General features: G+C 72.2%; 14 protein-coding genes. 7 read left to right on the top strand and 7 right to left on the bottom strand.

The window, feature by feature from the left end:
• Window positions 1–238: 238 nt before the first annotated feature.
• Window positions 239–1,099 carry a LuxR C-terminal-related transcriptional regulator gene (locus tag AB0E88_RS27455; RefSeq protein WP_361635732.1) on the bottom strand — a complete coding sequence of 287 codons (861 nt, stop codon included), beginning with the start codon at window positions 1,097–1,099 and terminating at the stop codon, window positions 239–241.
• 125 nt (window positions 1,100–1,224) lie between these two features.
• On the opposite strand from AB0E88_RS27455, the gene AB0E88_RS27450 reads away from it, so the two are divergent.
• The 3 genes from AB0E88_RS27450 (at window position 1,225) to AB0E88_RS27440 (ending at window position 5,131) form a co-directional block, all read left to right on the top strand.
• Complete coding sequence (locus AB0E88_RS27450; RefSeq protein WP_361635729.1) at window positions 1,225–2,895, top strand: AMP-binding protein; 1,671 nt, start codon at window positions 1,225–1,227, stop codon at window positions 2,893–2,895.
• The gene (locus AB0E88_RS27445; RefSeq protein WP_361635726.1) at window positions 2,892–4,481 is read left to right on the top strand and encodes an AMP-binding protein; all 1,590 of its coding nucleotides are present in this window, start codon (window positions 2,892–2,894) and stop codon (window positions 4,479–4,481) included. The genes AB0E88_RS27450 and AB0E88_RS27445 overlap by 4 nt, the downstream gene beginning before the upstream one ends.
• Window positions 4,482–4,597: 116 nt before the next feature.
• Window positions 4,598–5,131: a hypothetical protein gene (locus AB0E88_RS27440; protein WP_361635723.1), complete on the top strand. Its 534-nt coding sequence runs from the start codon at window positions 4,598–4,600 to the stop codon at window positions 5,129–5,131.
• A 159-nt stretch (window positions 5,132–5,290) separates the two neighbouring features.
• Here AB0E88_RS27440 and AB0E88_RS27435 read toward each other — a convergent pair whose 3' ends face one another.
• Window positions 5,291–5,914 (bottom strand): hypothetical protein, encoded by a 624-nt coding sequence (locus tag AB0E88_RS27435; protein ID WP_361635720.1) that lies wholly within the window; start codon window positions 5,912–5,914, stop codon window positions 5,291–5,293.
• Between the two features lie 249 nt (window positions 5,915–6,163).
• On the opposite strand from AB0E88_RS27435, the gene gcl reads away from it, so the two are divergent.
• Entirely contained in the window at window positions 6,164–7,951 is a 1,788-nt protein-coding gene (gene gcl / locus AB0E88_RS27430) for a glyoxylate carboligase (protein ID WP_361635716.1), read from the top strand.
• A gap of 110 nt (window positions 7,952–8,061) precedes the next feature.
• Here the strand turns inward: gcl and AB0E88_RS27425 are convergent, their stop codons facing one another.
• From AB0E88_RS27425 to AB0E88_RS27405, 5 genes are all read right to left on the bottom strand, one after another.
• Window positions 8,062–8,199 carry a hypothetical protein gene (locus tag AB0E88_RS27425; protein ID WP_361635713.1) on the bottom strand — a complete coding sequence of 46 codons (138 nt, stop codon included), beginning with the start codon at window positions 8,197–8,199 and terminating at the stop codon, window positions 8,062–8,064.
• A gap of 563 nt (window positions 8,200–8,762) precedes the next feature.
• Window positions 8,763–9,023: a hypothetical protein gene (locus tag AB0E88_RS27420; protein ID WP_361635710.1), complete on the bottom strand. Its 261-nt coding sequence runs from the start codon at window positions 9,021–9,023 to the stop codon at window positions 8,763–8,765.
• A 575-nt stretch (window positions 9,024–9,598) separates the two neighbouring features.
• Window positions 9,599–11,062: a catalase gene (locus AB0E88_RS27415; RefSeq protein ID WP_361635707.1), complete on the bottom strand. Its 1,464-nt coding sequence runs from the start codon at window positions 11,060–11,062 to the stop codon at window positions 9,599–9,601.
• Between the two features lie 235 nt (window positions 11,063–11,297).
• Window positions 11,298–12,188 (bottom strand): 2-hydroxy-3-oxopropionate reductase, encoded by an 891-nt coding sequence (locus tag AB0E88_RS27410; RefSeq protein WP_361635704.1) that lies wholly within the window; start codon window positions 12,186–12,188, stop codon window positions 11,298–11,300.
• 68 nt (window positions 12,189–12,256) lie between these two features.
• A complete protein-coding gene (locus AB0E88_RS27405) occupies window positions 12,257–13,096 on the bottom strand; it encodes a TIM barrel protein (RefSeq protein WP_361635701.1) in 840 nt (279 codons plus the stop codon).
• 232 nt (window positions 13,097–13,328) lie between these two features.
• Between AB0E88_RS27405 and AB0E88_RS27400 the strand changes: the two genes are divergently transcribed.
• From AB0E88_RS27400 to uraD, 3 genes are all read left to right on the top strand, one after another.
• Window positions 13,329–13,586 carry a hypothetical protein gene (locus AB0E88_RS27400; RefSeq protein WP_361635698.1) on the top strand — a complete coding sequence of 86 codons (258 nt, stop codon included), beginning with the start codon at window positions 13,329–13,331 and terminating at the stop codon, window positions 13,584–13,586.
• Window positions 13,583–13,951: a helix-turn-helix domain-containing protein gene (locus AB0E88_RS27395; protein WP_361635695.1), complete on the top strand. Its 369-nt coding sequence runs from the start codon at window positions 13,583–13,585 to the stop codon at window positions 13,949–13,951. The genes AB0E88_RS27400 and AB0E88_RS27395 overlap by 4 nt, the downstream gene beginning before the upstream one ends.
• Before the next feature lie 1,332 nt (window positions 13,952–15,283).
• Entirely contained in the window at window positions 15,284–15,793 is a 510-nt protein-coding gene (uraD, locus tag AB0E88_RS27390) for a 2-oxo-4-hydroxy-4-carboxy-5-ureidoimidazoline decarboxylase (protein WP_361635692.1), read from the top strand.
• Window positions 15,794–15,799: the final 6 nt, after the last annotated feature.

Raw genomic sequence — 15,799 nt, 5'->3', positions numbered from 1 at the left:
AGGGCGCCGTATCGAGTGACGGGCGGCCGGACCGAGGACGGACACCCCCCACCCCGGCCCCGACCCACCCACCGGCCGCAGGCGCGACCGCAACCACCCACCGGACGGCAACGGGCCGCCGCAGGCACAAAAGGGGCGCGGGGAACGGCGCGACCAGCCACAACGAACCCGCAGACGACAACGCACCCAGCGCCGCAGGCACCCCGCACCCAGCGCCGCAGGCACCCCGCACGCCGCGTTACGGCAACAGCCCACCCCGCCGCGCAGCCGCCACCGCCTCCCCGCGGGTATGCGCCCCCAGCTTCCGCATGGCCGAGCGCAAATACGACTTCACCGTCTCCGCACGCAACCCCAGCCGCTCACCGATCACCGCGTTCGTGGCGCCGTCGGCCACGCACGCCAGGACGTCCAGCTCCCGCGGAGCCAGCGTCACCGCGGGCGCCCCGGCCCCCGGCGCCAGCAGCCCGCACACCCCCAGCAGCTCCGCCCGCAGCGCCGGATCGGCGATCCGCGGGGCCAGCGCCCGCAGCGCCGCGTGGGCCTCCCGCACCTGCTCCCAGCCCCCCACGAAACCCTGCTCCCAGCCCCCCGCGGAGCGCGCCTGCGGCGCACGCGCGCCCGCCTCCACCAGCTCCCGCAGCTCGCCCGCCTCGTCCCGCACCACCAGCGCCTGCTCCACGTCCCGCGCCGCCGCCACGGCCTCGCTCAGCGCCCGGTCACCCAGCGGCTGAGCGCTCCGCAGGGCGCCGTACAGCACCCCGCGCACCCGCCGCCGTACCACCACCGGGACCGCGAGCACCGACCGCAGTCCCTCCTCGGCGACGGCCGCGTCGTACTCGTGGCTGATCTGCCGGGACGAGGAGTAGTCCGACACGGCGCAGGGCCGGGCCAGCGCCACCGCCTTGCCGCCCAGCCCGTTGCCGGAGGTCACCGCGAGCGAGCGCAGCGCGGAGGTGTCGTTGCCGCTCAGCTCGCTGATCCGGATCCGGCGGTGCCCGGCGTCCACCAGCCCGCCGAAGGCCACCGGCAGCCCGGTGCCGCGCCGCAGCCGCGCCAGCGCACCGCGAATCTCCACCACGTCGGACGTGTCCGCTGTCACCTGCTCGACCCCTCACTGCGGCTGATTCGAGGCCCCCACCCCCGTTCGGGGGTAGTGAGACCTGCATCACGGATTACACGATGTACCCGAGCCGCCCGGCAATGGTCCGGCACACAGGAGGACAGATGACGGCGACGGACGACTTCCGCAGGGCACGGGACTTCCTGCTGGAGCACCGCGAGGACTACGCAGGCGCCTACGGGGGTTTCCGCTGGCCCCGGCCCGAGTACTTCAACTGGGCGCTCGACTGGTTCGACGTCATCGCCGACGGCAACGACCGCACGGCGCTGCACATCGTCGAGGAGGACGGCACCGAGACCCGGCTGTCCTTCGCCGAGCTGTCCGACCGCTCCGACCGCGTCGCGAACTGGCTGCGCGACCGCGGCGTTGCCGCCGAGGACCGGGTGCTGGTCATGCTCGGCAACCAGGCCGAGCTGTGGGAGACCGCGCTCGCCGCGATGAAGCTGCGCGCCGTGGTCATCCCGGCCACCCCGCTGCTGGGCCCGGCCGACCTGCGCGACCGGGTGGAGCGGGGCCGGGTCAAGCACGTGATCGTGCGCGCGGAGGACACGGAGAAGTTCGCCGAGGTGCCCGGCGCCTACACCCGGATCAGCGTCGGCGGCCTGCCCACGGAGGGCTGGGAGCCGTACGAGGACGGCTACGCGGCTCCCGCCGGATACGTCCCGGACGGCCCGACCCGCGCCGACGACCCGCTGATGCTGTACTTCACCTCCGGCACCACCGCCCGCCCCAAGCTGGTCGAGCACACCCACACCTCGTACCCGATCGGGCACCTGGCGACCATGTACTGGGTGGGCCTGAAGCCGGGCGACGTGCATCTGAACATCTCCTCGCCGGGCTGGGCGAAGCACGCCTGGTCGAATCTCTTCGCCCCGTGGAACGCCGAGGCGACCGTCTTCATCCACAACTACACGCGCTTCGACGCAGCCCGTCTGATGGCCGAGATGGACCGGGCCGGGGTGACCACGTTCTGCGCCCCGCCGACCGTGTGGCGCATGCTCATCCAGGCCGACCTGAGCCAGCTGGCCACCCCGCCCCGCGAGGTCGTCGCCGCCGGCGAGCCGCTCAACCCCGAGGTCATCGAGCAGGTGCGGCGCGCCTGGGGCCGCACCATCCGGGACGGCTTCGGACAGACGGAGACCGCCGTGCAGGTCGCCAACACACCGGGCCAGCCCCTCAAGACCGGCTCCATGGGCCGGCCCAGCCCCGGCTACCGCGTCGAACTGCTCGACCCGGTCTCGGGCGCGCCCGGCGCCCCCGAGGGCGAGATCGCCCTGGACCTCTCCGAGCGCCCGGTGGGCCTGATGACCGGCTACCACGGCGACGCCGACCGTACGGCGGAGGCGATGGCCGGCGGCTACTACCGCACCGGCGACATCGCCGCCCGGGACGAGGACGGCTACCTGACCTACGTGGGCCGGGCCGACGACGTCTTCAAGGCCAGCGACTACAAGATCAGCCCGTTCGAGCTGGAGAGCGCCCTGCTGGAGCACGAGGCGGTCGCCGAGGCGGCGGTCGTGCCCGCGCCGGACGAGCTGCGGCTGGCCGTGCCGAAGGCGTACGTCGTGCTCGCCGAGGGGTACGAGCCCGGCCCCGACACCGCCAAGGTGATCTTCGAGCACTCCCGTCAGGTGCTGGCGCCGTACAAGCGGATCAGGCGGCTGGAGTTCGGCGCGCTGCCGAAGACGGTGTCCGGGAAGATCCGCCGTATCGAGCTGCGCGAGGCCACGGCCGCGGGCTCGGACGACGAGTACCGCGAGGAGGACTTCCGGTGACCGCGCTGTCCTACACGCACGGCACGAGCGGGACGGTCCTGCTCGGCGACACCATCGGCGCCAACCTCGACCGGGCCGTCGCGACCTGGCCCGAGCGCGAGGCGCTCGTCGACGTGCCGTCCGGCCGGCGCTGGACCTACGCGCAGTTCGGCGCCGACGTCGACACGCTGGCGCGGGCACTGGCCGCGAGCGGGATCGCCAAGGGCGACCGGGTCGGCATCTGGGCCGTCAACTGCCCGGAGTGGGTGCTGGTCCAGTACGCCACCGCCCGCATCGGCGCGATCATGGTGAACATCAACCCGGCCTACCGCACCCACGAGGTCGAGTACGTCCTCAACCAGTCCGGCGTCCGGCTGCTCGTCGCCTCCCTCAGCCACAAGACGAGCGACTACCGGGCGATGGTCGACGAAGTGCGCGGCAGATGTCACGAGTTGCGCGAGGTCGTGTACATCGGTGACCCGAGCTGGCAGGCGCTGCTCTCCCGTGCCGCGCCGGACGTGACGTACGAGGCCCTGTCCTGCGACGACCCCATCAACATCCAGTACACCTCGGGCACGACGGGCTTCCCCAAGGGGGCCACCCTCTCCCACCACAACATCCTCAACAACGGGTATTTCGTGGGAGAGTTGATCGCCTACAGCGAGCAGGACCGGATCTGCGTCCCGGTCCCCTTCTACCACTGCTTCGGCATGGTCATGGGCAACCTGGCGGCCACCTCGCACGGCGCGTGCATGGTGATCCCGGCGGCGTCCTTCGACCCGAAGGCCACTCTGGAGGCGGTCCAGCAGGAGCGCTGCACCTCGCTGTACGGCGTGCCGACCATGTTCATCGCGGAGCTGAACCTGCCCGACTTCGCGGCCTACGACCTCACCTCGCTGCGCACCGGCATCATGGCCGGTTCGCCCTGCCCGGTGGAGGTGATGAAGCGGGTGGTCGCCGAGATGCACATGGAGCAGGTCTCCATCTGCTACGGCATGACCGAGACCTCCCCGGTGTCCCTGCAGACCCGTATGGACGACGACCTGGAGCACCGCACCGGCACCGTCGGCCGCGTACTGCCGCACATCGAGGTGAAGATCGTCGATCCGGCCACCGGGATCACTCAACCCCGGGGCTCGGCGGGGGAGTTGTGCACGCGCGGCTACAGCGTGATGCTCGGCTACTGGCAGGAGCCCGACAAGACCGCCGAGGCGATCGACGCGGGGCGCTGGATGCACACCGGGGACCTCGCGGTGATGCGCGAGGACGGCTACGTCGAGATCGTCGGCCGCATCAAGGACATGATCATCCGGGGCGGCGAGAACATCTACCCCCGCGAGATCGAGGAGTTCCTCTACGGCCACCCGAAGATCCGCGACGTCCAGGTCGTCGGCGTCCCGCACGAGAAGTACGGCGAGGAGGTGCTGGCCTGCGTCATCCCGCGCGACCCGGCCGACCCGCCGACCCTCGAGGACGTCCGCGCCTTCTGCGAGGGGCAGTTGGCCCACTACAAGATCCCCAGCCGGCTCCAGCTCCTCGACGCCTTCCCGATGACGGTGTCCGGCAAGGTGCGCAAGGTGGAACTCCGGCAGAGGTACGCCGGCTGAGCCGTCCTCCGCCGCACGGGGGAGCGGGGTTCGGCCCGCGGTCGGACGCGCTGGGGCGGGCGGGGGCGACAGCATCGGGTGCGTCACCGCACGCCCCCGACGCGAAGGAGCCCCCCATGGCCGTCGCCACGCAACCCGCCGCCGTGAAGCCCCGCACCGCCGCGCCCGTACCCCCCTGGGCGCGGCGGGCGGCCGCCGCCGTCGTCTGGGTGAACCTGCCCTCCGGGCTGTGGCGCCTCGCCGTAGTGCTCGGTGTTCCGCTCGGGCTCGGCGACTCGGAGTACGACGCGATGATGCTCCCCGGCTGGGGCTACCTGGCGCTGCCGCTGCTGTCCCTGATGCAGGAGGCGCTGGCCGCGCTGACCCTGGGACTGGTCCGCCCGTGGGGCGAGAGATGGCCGCGGTGGCTGCCGGGCCTGGGCGGCCGCCCGGTCCCCGTGCTCGCGGCCGTCGTACCGGCCGGTCTCGGCGCCCTCGCCTGCACCGTCTACGGCGTGCTGTTCGTGTGGACGACCCTGCACGGCGAGATGGACGTCACGAGGTGGGGGCTGTGGCTGATGAACGCCTGCTACCTGCCCCTGCTGGCCTGGGGCCCGCTGCTGAGCGCGGTCACCGTGCACTACTGGCGCCGCCGCCGGGCCGGGCGCTGAGCGCACGGCAGGCAGGGCACGCAGGGCACCCTCGCCATGCGGGGCGCGAAGGGCACGCTCCCCGCGCAGGGCATGGCACGCACGGCGCGCGCTGCCGTCCGGGCAGGCGCGTCGAAGGCGCCCCTGTCCGCGCTCGCGACCAGGTGGGGCCGACCGCGCTCAGGGCGCCGTCCCCGGTGCCGTGAAGGCGCGGGCCGCGTCGTTGACCGCGCGGGGAGTGTGCGCCGCGTCCAGCGTGAACAACGGGATGTCCAGGCTGTCGGCGCGGGCGCGGGCGTCGGCGGTGTAACCGGCCCGGGAGAAGTGGACGCCCCGCGCCGAGCGGATCATCGCCGTCAGCCACAGGCACTCCACGTCCCGCAGCGAGGCCGGCCGCCCGCCCGGGTCGACATGGGCCACCAGGCCGGGGGCGACCAGGCCGATGCCCTTCGGCGGGCACCGGCGGGCCCGGCGCACGTCGCGGTGGCCGAGCCGGTGCAGCAGCCGCGCGGCAGCGACGACCTCGTCCCAGGGCCCCGGCGCACCGCCCGCCACCGGAACCCGCACCACCGTGCCGCACGGGCATCCCAGCTCCGGTCGCGGCCACTCGCCCTCGCGCCCGCACGCCCCGCAGCGCAGCGACACCCACTCCTCGTCCCACACCCGGTGCGTCACGGCGGTGGGTGTCCCGCGCGGGTCCAGCGGCGGTGCGACGGGCGCGCCGCACGCGCAGGGATACACCGGCACGGTGAAGCGCCGCTCGCGTCGGCAGGACGGGCAGCGCACCGGAACGCTCTCGGGCATGGCCCCCTCCCAGGCGTCGCGTCGGCTCGGCGCTCCCATGGTCCTCCACCTGTCCACCCTCTGTCCGTCTCTTGACGGTCTTCGTCCGGCCCCTTACATTGCTTCCAGATAGTAGAAATTAGTTTCCGCAATACGGAAGTCCGGGAAGGCCCGGACACCGGACGGCGGAGCTGGACTGGACGCGGACACGAACTCACCGCAGGGCGCGACGGGGAGAGCGAATCCGACAGCCGAAGCAGGAGTAACTCCATGGCTCGTATGACCGCTGCCCGTGCGGCAGTCGAGATCCTCAAGCGCGAGGGTGTCACCCAGGCGTTCGGTGTGCCGGGCGCAGCGATCAACCCCTTCTACAAGGCGCTGCAGCAGGGCGGCGGGATCGACCACACCCTCGCCCGCCACGTCGAGGGCGCCTCCCACATGGCCGAGGGCTACACCCGGACCCAGCCCGGGAACATCGGTGTCTGCATCGGTACGTCCGGCCCCGCCGGCACCGACATGATCACCGGTCTGTACTCCGCGATCGGTGACTCCATCCCGATCCTGTGCATCACGGGCCAGGCGCCCACCCACGTGATCCACAAGGAGGACTTCCAGGCCGTCGACATCGCCTCGATCGCCAAGCCGGTCACCAAGATGGCGGTGACCGTCCTGGAGGCCGCGCAGGTCCCCGGCGTCTTCCAGCAGGCCTTCCACCTGATGCGCTCCGGCCGTCCCGGCCCGGTCCTGATCGACCTGCCGATCGACGTCCAGCTCACCGAGATCGAGTTCGACCCCGAGACGTACGAGCCGCTGCCGGTGTACAAGCCGACCGCCACCCGTGCGCAGATCGAGAAGGCGATCTCCTTCCTGCTCGCCTCCGAGCGCCCGGTCATCGTCGCCGGCGGTGGCGTCATCGGCGCCGACGCCGCCGACCTGCTGGTCGAGTTCGCCGAGCTGACCAACACCCCGGTGATCCCGACCCTGATGGGCTGGGGCGCGCTGCCCGACGACCACGAGCTGAACGCCGGCATGGTCGGTGTGCAGACCTCGCACCGCTACGGCAACGCCAACTTCCTGGAGTCGGACTTCGTCCTCGGCATCGGCAACCGCTGGGCCAACCGTCACACCGGCTACAAGCTCGACGTCTACCGCGGTGAGCGCAAGTTCGTCCACGTCGACATCGAGCCCACCCAGATCGGCAAGATCTTCCCGCCGGACTACGGTGTCGTCTCCGACGCCAAGGCCGCGCTGGAGCTGTTCGTCGAGGTGGCGAAGGAGCTGAAGGCCGAGGGCAAGCTCCCCGACCGCGGTGAGTGGGTCGCCTCCACCCAGGAGCGCAAGGCGACGCTGCTGCGCCGTACGCACTTCGACAACGTGCCGATGAAGCCGCAGCGCGTGTACGAGGAGATGAACAAGGCCTTCGGCCCGGAGACGCGCTACGTCACCACCATCGGCCTCTCCCAGATCGCCGGCGCGCAGATGCTGCACGTCTTCAAGCCGCGCCACTGGATCAACTGCGGCCAGGCCGGCCCGCTCGGCTGGACCATTCCGGCCGCGATCGGCGTCGCCAAGGCCGACCCGGAGGCCCAGGTCGTCGCGCTCTCCGGTGACTACGACTTCCAGTTCATGATCGAGGAACTGGCCGTCGCCGCCCAGCACAAGGTCCCCTACGTCCACGTGCTGGTGAACAACTCCTACCTGGGCCTGATCCGTCAGGCGCAGATCGGCCTGGACATCAACTTCCAGGTCAACCTGGAGTTCGAGAACATCAACTCGCCCGAGATCGGCGTCTACGGCGTGGACCACGTCAAGGTCGCCGAGGGCCTGGGCTGCAAGGCGATCCGGGTCACCGAGCCGGACCAGCTGGGCGCGGCCCTGGAGCAGGCGAAGAAGCTGGCCGCCGAGTACCAGGTGCCGGTCGTCGTCGAGGCGATCCTGGAGCGGATCACCAACATCTCGATGAGCCGCACCATGGACATCAGCGACATCAGCGAGTTCGAGGACCTGGCCACCGAGCCGGGCCACGCGCCGACGTCGATCAAGCCGCTGAAGGTCTGACGACCGCGGCCTGACACACCGGTCTGACACACCGGCCCGAGCAAGGGCGGTCCGTTCCGTGGGGGGGACGGGCCGCCCTTCGGCGTACCCGGGTTCCGGGACACCGCCCGTCAGCCGAAGCCGCCGCCGGCTGCCGCCGCCTCGGTCGTGACCGCCGGGGTGGTGGCCGCCGGGCTGGGGGCGGTCATGATCGTGGCCGCCGGGGTGGCCGTACGGCATGCCGTCGGCGCCCCGGTCGTAGGAGGCATGGTCGGCAGTGATCACCCGCAGGCCGCTGATCCGTGCCGAAGGGGAAAAGTCCTTCGTCCGCGAGGGCGTTGCGGCGTGTCAGCCCCGCCGTACCGGAGAACCGCGGCGGCAGCGCGGTCAGGGGCTCGCGGGAGCGGATGTTGCTCGCGTACCTCGGCGAGCAGCCGGCCTGCGGCACGGTACGGCGCGGTGGCAGCGGGCGCGGCGAGGACGGCCCGCCGCCGTCACAGGGCTCGCCGCACCGTGGGGCCCGGGCAACTCCCGGGGGTCCGGCAGCCCGGCGGACGGCGGTGCGTACGGCCTTCTCCAGGGGTGCCGCACGGCCGCCTTGCCCCCGCCCCGCCCGCTCCTGGGCCCGGTCCCCGACCACCGGGCGTCGACGCCGCCCCACGGGTGCAGGGCGACCACGGTGACGGCGGCACGCGCCCCGGCCCGCGCCAAGGCGGCCGCGTGGGGCCCGGAAGAACGCCCCGGGGAGCGGCGTCTGAGCCGTACGTGCCCGCCGGGGGCCGAAGCCTCCGTGGGGCCGGTCCGGAGCTGGATCGGAGGGGGCGCGGACCGGCTACGGGCCCTGGCGTACGTCGCCGGTGGACTCGTGGTGTTCCGACAGGCCCGGCCAGTCGTCGGGGCCGCCGCCCTGCCATTCGACGAAGTCGCTCTCCGCCACGTCGGTGACGTACAGGTCGGCCAGCCGCAGGATCTCGGCGACGTCGTCGATGTGCGTGGCGACGCCCAGCGTCTCGTCACCCTGTGTGACCCGCCGCGAGCCGTCCAGCGCCGGCGGGTGCACCACGACGTGCGGGTGCTGCGTTGCGTGCGTCATGTCTCAAGGCTGCTGCCGCCCCGACGCCACCGCACCCCGGAAACGCCGGGCGGCACCGGACGGCACGGGGCGGCACCGGACGGCACGGAAAACGCCGAGCGGCGCCGGATGCGGGACCGTCCGCATCCGGCGCCGCTCGGCCGGTGAGGCATCTTCGGTTGTGGCCGCCCGACGGCGCGAGACTGGGCGCGACAGGACATTCGCGCCGCCGGACGGAGTCTGTGGGCCCACAAGGGCTCTACGGCCACCGGGGTTCGGGCTTCGTCGGAGCACCGAACCCGCACGGTGGCCACGGGGCGAGTGCCCCGCCGGAGCAAGCGCCCCGTTGGATCGTGCGCCCCCGGAGGGGAGTGGCTGGGACCGCGGCGGATGCGACGGAGCCGGACGTACCTGCCTCACGTCGGCAGTCACGTCACGTTCCTTCACCACCGCACTGGCTCGCACGCCGCCGCGGTCCTCGCCCTGCCCGCCGTGCCCCGCGATCACCCCTCATCCGGATCGCGTGGCGGCGGGTCCTGCGCGTCCGGATCCCGGCCTCCCCGCCGGGTCCGGACGCAGCCTCATGGCCTTGAGGATCAGTCCTCGCGCAGGGCGCGGACCGCCTCCTCCACGCGCTTGCCGTACTCGAGGTCGGCGGCGTGGAAGTGGGCCAGGTTCTTCTCGACCACGTCGTTGCGGGAGACCTGCGACAGGCCGCCCGCGATGGTCGCGATCAGGCGGGACTTCTCCTCCTCCGACATCAGCCGGTACAGCTCACCGGCCTGGAAGAAGTCGTCGTCCTTGGTGTGCAGCGGGGCCTCGTGGGTGCCGGTGTGACCGGAGACCGCGAGGGGAGCCGACAGCGGGCGGCCGGTCTCGACCGGGCCGTCGTAGGAGTTCGGCTCGTAGTTCTTCGCGTCGCGGCCCTGGGCGTTCAGCGCCATGAAGCCGTCGCGGCCGTAGTTGCGGGCGCCGCCCGGAACCGCCTTCGGCGAGTTGACCGGCAGCAGCGTGTGGTTCACGCCCAGGCGGTAGCGGTGGGCGTCCGCGTAGGCGAACAGACGGCCCTGGAGCATCTTGTCCGGCGACGGGCCGATGCCCGGCACGAAGTTGTTCGGGGAGAACGCGGCCTGCTCGACCTCGGCGAAGACGTTGTCCGGGTTGCGGTCCAGCACCAGGCGGCCCACGCGCTGCAGCGGGTAGTCACTGTGCGGCCACACCTTGGTCAGGTCGAACGGGTTGAAGCGGTAGTTCGCCGCCTCGGCCGCCGGCATGATCTGCACGGAGAGGGTCCAGGACGGGAACACGCCCCGCTCGATGGCCTGGAGCAGGTCCGTCTGGTGCGAGTTGGGGTCCTTGCCCGCGAGCTCGGCGGCCTGCTCGCCGGTCAGGCAGCGGATGCCCTGGTTCGTCTTGAAGTGGTACTTGACGAAGAAGGCCTCACCCTTGGCGTTCGTCCACTGGTAGGTGTGCGAGCCGAAACCGTCCATGTGGCGGTACGACGCCGGGATGCCGCGGTCACCCATCAGCCACGTGATCTGGTGCGTGGCCTCGGGGGAGTGGGCCCAGAAGTCCCAGACGTTGTCCGGCTCCTGCTTCCCGGTGAACGGGTCGCGCTTCTGCGAGTGGATGAAGTCGGGGAACTTGATCGGGTCCTTGATGAAGAACACCGGGGTGTTGTTGCCGACGAGGTCGTAGTTGCCCTCCTCGGTGTAGAACTTCACCGCGAAGCCGCGCGGGTCACGGACGGCGTCCGCGCCACCGAGCGAGTCGGCCACGGTGGAGAAGCGCAGGAACACCTCGGTGCGCTTGCCGATCTCGCTGAGGAAGTCGGCGTGGGTGAAGCCCGTGACGTCGTCGGTGACCTCGAAGTGGCCGTAGGCGCCGGAACCGCGGGCGTGCACGACACGCTCCGGGATGCGCTCGCGGTTGAAGCGCGCGAGCTTCTCCAGGAGCTGCTGGTCCTGGATCAGGAGCGGCCCGCCGACGCCGGCGGAGGCGGAGTTCTGGTTGTCGGCGACGGGGGCGCCGGACTCGGTCGTGAGCACGCGCTTCGACATGTGGACCTTCCGAACGGGACTGCTGAGGCCTGGTGACGGTGCAGTGAGCGTAGGGACGCCCGACCAGGAGCGTCAACAGTTTGTTGAAGTCAATTTCAACGTTTTGTTGAAGTGGTGGGTATGCATGGTTCCGGGCCGTGGCGGCGCGTGGGCGCGACGGGACAGGTGTCGGCGCCGCCACGGCCCGGAAGATCCGGGAGGGTCGGACCTGGGTCGGATCCGGGTCGGCCCTGGATCAGACCTGGGCGCCGGAGAGGCGCTCCACGGCCCGCAGCAGGGCCGAGTGGTCCAGGCCGCCGTCGCCCTGGGCGCGCAGCGAGGCGACCAGCTGGGCGACCACGGCGCCGACCGGCAGGGCCGCGCCGACGTTGCGGGCGGCGTCGGTGACGATGCCCATGTCCTTGTGGTGCAGGTCGATGCGGAAGCCCGGCTTGAAGTCGCGGTTGAGGAAGTTGTCCTTCTTCCGCGTCAGCACGGTGGAGCCGGCGAGGCCGCCGTTGAGGACGTCGAGCGCGGCCTTCAGGTCGACGCCGGACTTCTCCAGGAAGACCACGGCCTCGGCGCACGCCTGGATGTTCACGGCGACGATCAGCTGGTTGGCGGCCTTCACGGTCTGACCCGAACCGTGCGGACCGCACAGCACGATGGTCTTGCCGAGGGCCTCGAGGATCGGCTTGGCCTGGTCGAAGTCGGCCTGCTCGCCACCGACCATGATCGACAGCACGGCCTCGATGGCGCCGGCCTCGCCGCCGGACACCGGGGCGTCCAGCACGCGGATGCCCTTGTCCTTGGCGGCCTTGGCCAGGTCCACGGAGGTCTGCGGGGTGATCGAGGACATGTCGATCAGCAGGGCGCCGGACTTGGCGTTCTCCAGGATGCCGTCAGGGCCGTAGGAGATGGCCTCGACCTGCGGGGAGGCGGGCACCATCGTGATGACGACGTCGGCGTCCTTGACGGCCTCGGCGATCGAGCCGGCCGCGGTGCCGCCGGCGGCGGCCAGGCGGTCGAGCTTGTCCTGCTCGAGGGTGAAGCCGGTGACCTGGTAACCCGCCTTGATCAGGTTCTCGGACATGGGGGAGCCCATGATGCCGAGGCCGATCCAGGCGATCTTGGGGAGGTTGCTCATCGGGGGTGCCTCTCTAACTGCTGTGCTACGTCTGTGAGGTGGCGCCGGCTTCACGGGCGCCCCGGGTGTCAGCGGGCGGCGCGGGCCTCGCGCGGCAGCCACTCGAAGGCCTCGGCGCTGGGCTTGTCGCCCGGCTTGTACTCCAGGCCGACCCAGCCGTCGTAACCGGCCTTGGTCAGCTGGTCGAGGAGGTCCTCCAGCGGCAGCGAGCCGGTGCCGGGGGCGCCGCGGCCCGGGTTGTCGGCGATCTGCACGTGGCCGGTCTTGGCCGCGTACTGTTCGATGACCGACGGCAGGTCCTCGCCGTTCATGGACAGGTGGTACAGGTCCATGAGGAACTTGGCGTTGCCGAGACCGGTGGCCTCGTTCACCTTGTCGACGATCTCGATCGCCTTCGGCGCGCTCACGATCGGGCACTTCGGCGACTCGGGCTGGTTGAGGGCCTCGATCAGGACCGTGCCGCCGACCCGGCCGACGGCCTGGGCCGCGAGCACGAGGTTCTCCAGGGCGAGCGCGTCCTGCTCGGCCGGGTCCACGCCGTCGACGCGGTTGCCGTACAGGGCGTTGAACGTGGTGCAGCCCAGGGACTGGGCGAAGGCGATGGCCACGTCGATGTTGGCGCGGAACTTCTCCGACTCCTCACCGGGCACCGAGAGGGCGCCGCGGTCGGGGCCGGGCAGCTGGCCGGCGTAGAAGTTCAGGCCCGTGAGCTGTACGCCCGCGTCCTCGATCGCCTTCTTCAGGGCGTCGAGCTCGGACTGCTCGGGGGCGGGGGTCTCGATCCAGGGCCACCACAGCTCGACCGCGGTGAAGCCGGCCGCGGCGGCGGCCGCGGGACGCTCCAGGAGCGGGAGTTCCGTGAAGAGGATCGACAGGTTGACGTTGAAGCGCTGGTCTGCGAATCCCATCTGGGGCCGCGCTCCCTTCCGTTAGTCGAGTTTCCGTATTACGGAAGTTCGTTTCTGCGTAATGGAAGATTGCCGTCGTGTGTAGCCGGTTGTCAAGAGGGGCCCGACCGGTGGACCCTTCCGACCTGCTCCTCGGGGCGGCGGACGGGTCGCTCCGGGCCCGGCGGGCCGGGGCCGGAGCGGTGTTCTCCGGGGCTGCACGAAAACGCGCGGCGGGCGTTAGGTTGTGCGCGTGCGATTGAGAGTGGAGTTCACGACCGAGCCCTTCGATCTCGACGAGGCGCCGCCGCATGCCGTGGTCGCCCGCGAGGTCGTCGAGGCGGCCGAGCTGGACGCCGTCGACGTCGGGCCGTTCGGGAACACGGCGGAGGGCGACGCCGACGCCGTGCTCACGGCGGTCGACGCGCTGCTGCGCAAGTCGCTCGCGGCCGGCGCCACCCGCATCTCGCTGCAGGTCAACGTGATCGACGGGATCGGGGAGGACGAGTGACCGGTACCGGGGACGAGCCGTTCATCGCGGCCGTGAAGCCGCTGGTCGATGCGATCGGCGGCGAGATGATGCCGCCGGACGAGGCCCGTCCCGACGACGTCGTGCTCACCTGGGAGGGCGCGGACGTCGTCGCCGTACGGCTGCCGCAGCTGGCCGACTCCCTCGACCACATCCTGGCCGCGATGGAGCGCCGCAAGGGCATGCCGCTCGCCGACCTGGATCGCAAGGCCAAGCAGGAGATCGTCCGCATACTCGAGGCCCGCGGCGCCTTCTCGGTCCGCCACGGCGTGGAAACCGTCGCCGGCGCCCTCGGCGTCAGCCGCTTCACGGTCTACAACTACCTCAACCGCCAAAAGTCCACATAACCGCTCCGCTCGCCCGACGCCCCCGCGAGGCTGCGCCCGCAGGCCGGGGGCGCGTCCCTCCACCCGCCCGCCCCGGTCGCCCCCGGCTGCGCCTAGGCCCAGCCCGTCACCCCACCCGCCCGCCCCGCGACGGCACCCGCGAGCCCGGGCCGTCACGCCCCCGGCCGCCTTGCGAGCCGACGCCCGCAGGAGCAGTCCGCCGCCCCACCCGGCCGCCCCGCGGGGCTGCGCCGCGCCCGCAAGCCCCCAGCCCGTTGCCACTGTCGCCCGCCCAGCGGGCCCCCGGCCCGTCACTCCACACGGGCCGCCCCGCGGCTGCGCTCGTAGGCCTTGGCCCCTCGCCCCACTCGCACCCGCCGGGTGCGCCGGTGGCCGGTATGGCCTGTACGTCACGCGGTCCCGCCGCGTACCGGCTCCCCCTGACCCTGCCGGGCGGCCCCGCGCACTGACGGCCGGGTTCCCTGGCTACGTGGCCCTCGCCGGGCACGGGCGCCCTGCGCCGAGGTCTCCCGGCCACGGGGCCCTCGCGGTGCAGGGGCGCCCCGCACCCGGCAGGCCAGGCTCCCCGTCTACGTCGCCCTCCCGGGCAGGGGCGCCCTGCGCCCAGCAGTCCCCGGCGTCCTGACCGGCGTGGCCCTCTCCGGGCACGGGCCGCTCCGCGGCCTGGGTCCCGCCACAGTTCCCTGGTCCACCCGGCCCTCGCCGGACATGAGTGCACCCGTGCCCTGCCGGTCCGCGACCGCGGCCCACTCGCCCCCTCAGGCGCGAGCGCCCGCGTGTACCAGCAGGCAGCCGGGTTCGGGTCCGTCCGGCTCGGTAGGAGGCTGGCTCGGAGTCGCGGCCGGCCAGGCCGGCGGATGTGGTCTGCCGGCCTGCCCCGCCGGGCCCCCGCCACGGCTTGCCCCCGCCGGGCCCCCGCCACGGCCTGCCCCCGCCGGGCCCCGCCTCGACCCGCCCGCACCGGGCCCAGGCCCCCGACAGGGCGTCCGGGGCATCCGGCACCCCCTGCGCGGGCGCGGACGCGGCCCGGCTCGTGCCGTGTCCCCGCGGGTGCGGGACCATGGCCCTGTCGTCCCCCCCCCCCGGGCCCGGGGCCCGTCGTACCGGGGCCGGAGCCGGGCCGGGGCGGCCCCGGACGGCGTCCGGCATCGGCGCGGCGCCCGGCAGGGCACCCTCGCTCACCCCGCAGGGCACCGGCTCCGACACCCCGCAGGGAGCCGTTCGTCAAGGCGTCGTATTTGTTACGCCGAATTTTCAACAAACTGTTGACGTCGTGTTTCGGAGGGCGTTAGCTATCGGCAGCCCGTTCAGCACAAGGCCACGGAGGCACCCGTGACTTCGACTTCCACGCCGCCGGGCCTGGCCCGCTTCAACGCCTCTGGGGACGACACGGCTCGCGCCGCGCTCCTCGAGGCGTGCAGCTCCACGGCATGGGCGCAGCGGCTGCTGGCCGCCCGCCCCTATGCCGCCCTCGAAGATCTCTACGCAGCCAGCGACGCCGCCATGGCGGAGCTGACCGCGAAGGACCTCGAGGAGGCCATGGCCGGGCACCCGCCGATCGGCCGCCCCAAGCCGGGGGATCCCACCTCCGAGAGGGAACAGCGCGGCATGGCCGGCGCATCCGAGGAGCTCAGGGCGGAGATGCTCGAACTGAACCTGGCCTACCAGGAGAAGTTCGGCCATGTCTTCCTGATCTGCGCCACCGGCAGGACCGGTGAGCAGATGCGGGATGCCGTCAAGGAGCGGATCGGTAACTCGCCGGAGCAGGAGCGGGAGATCGTCCGCACCGAGCTGGGCAAGATCAACCGCATCCGACTGGCACGACTCGTCGAAGAGGACTGACAGCAG

Origin of the sequence: Streptomyces sp. NPDC028635, assembly GCF_040637635.1 — a bacterium.
Taxonomy (GTDB): Bacteria; Actinomycetota; Actinomycetes; order Streptomycetales; family Streptomycetaceae; genus Streptomyces.
This window is presented reverse-complemented; position numbering and strand designations above follow the sequence as displayed.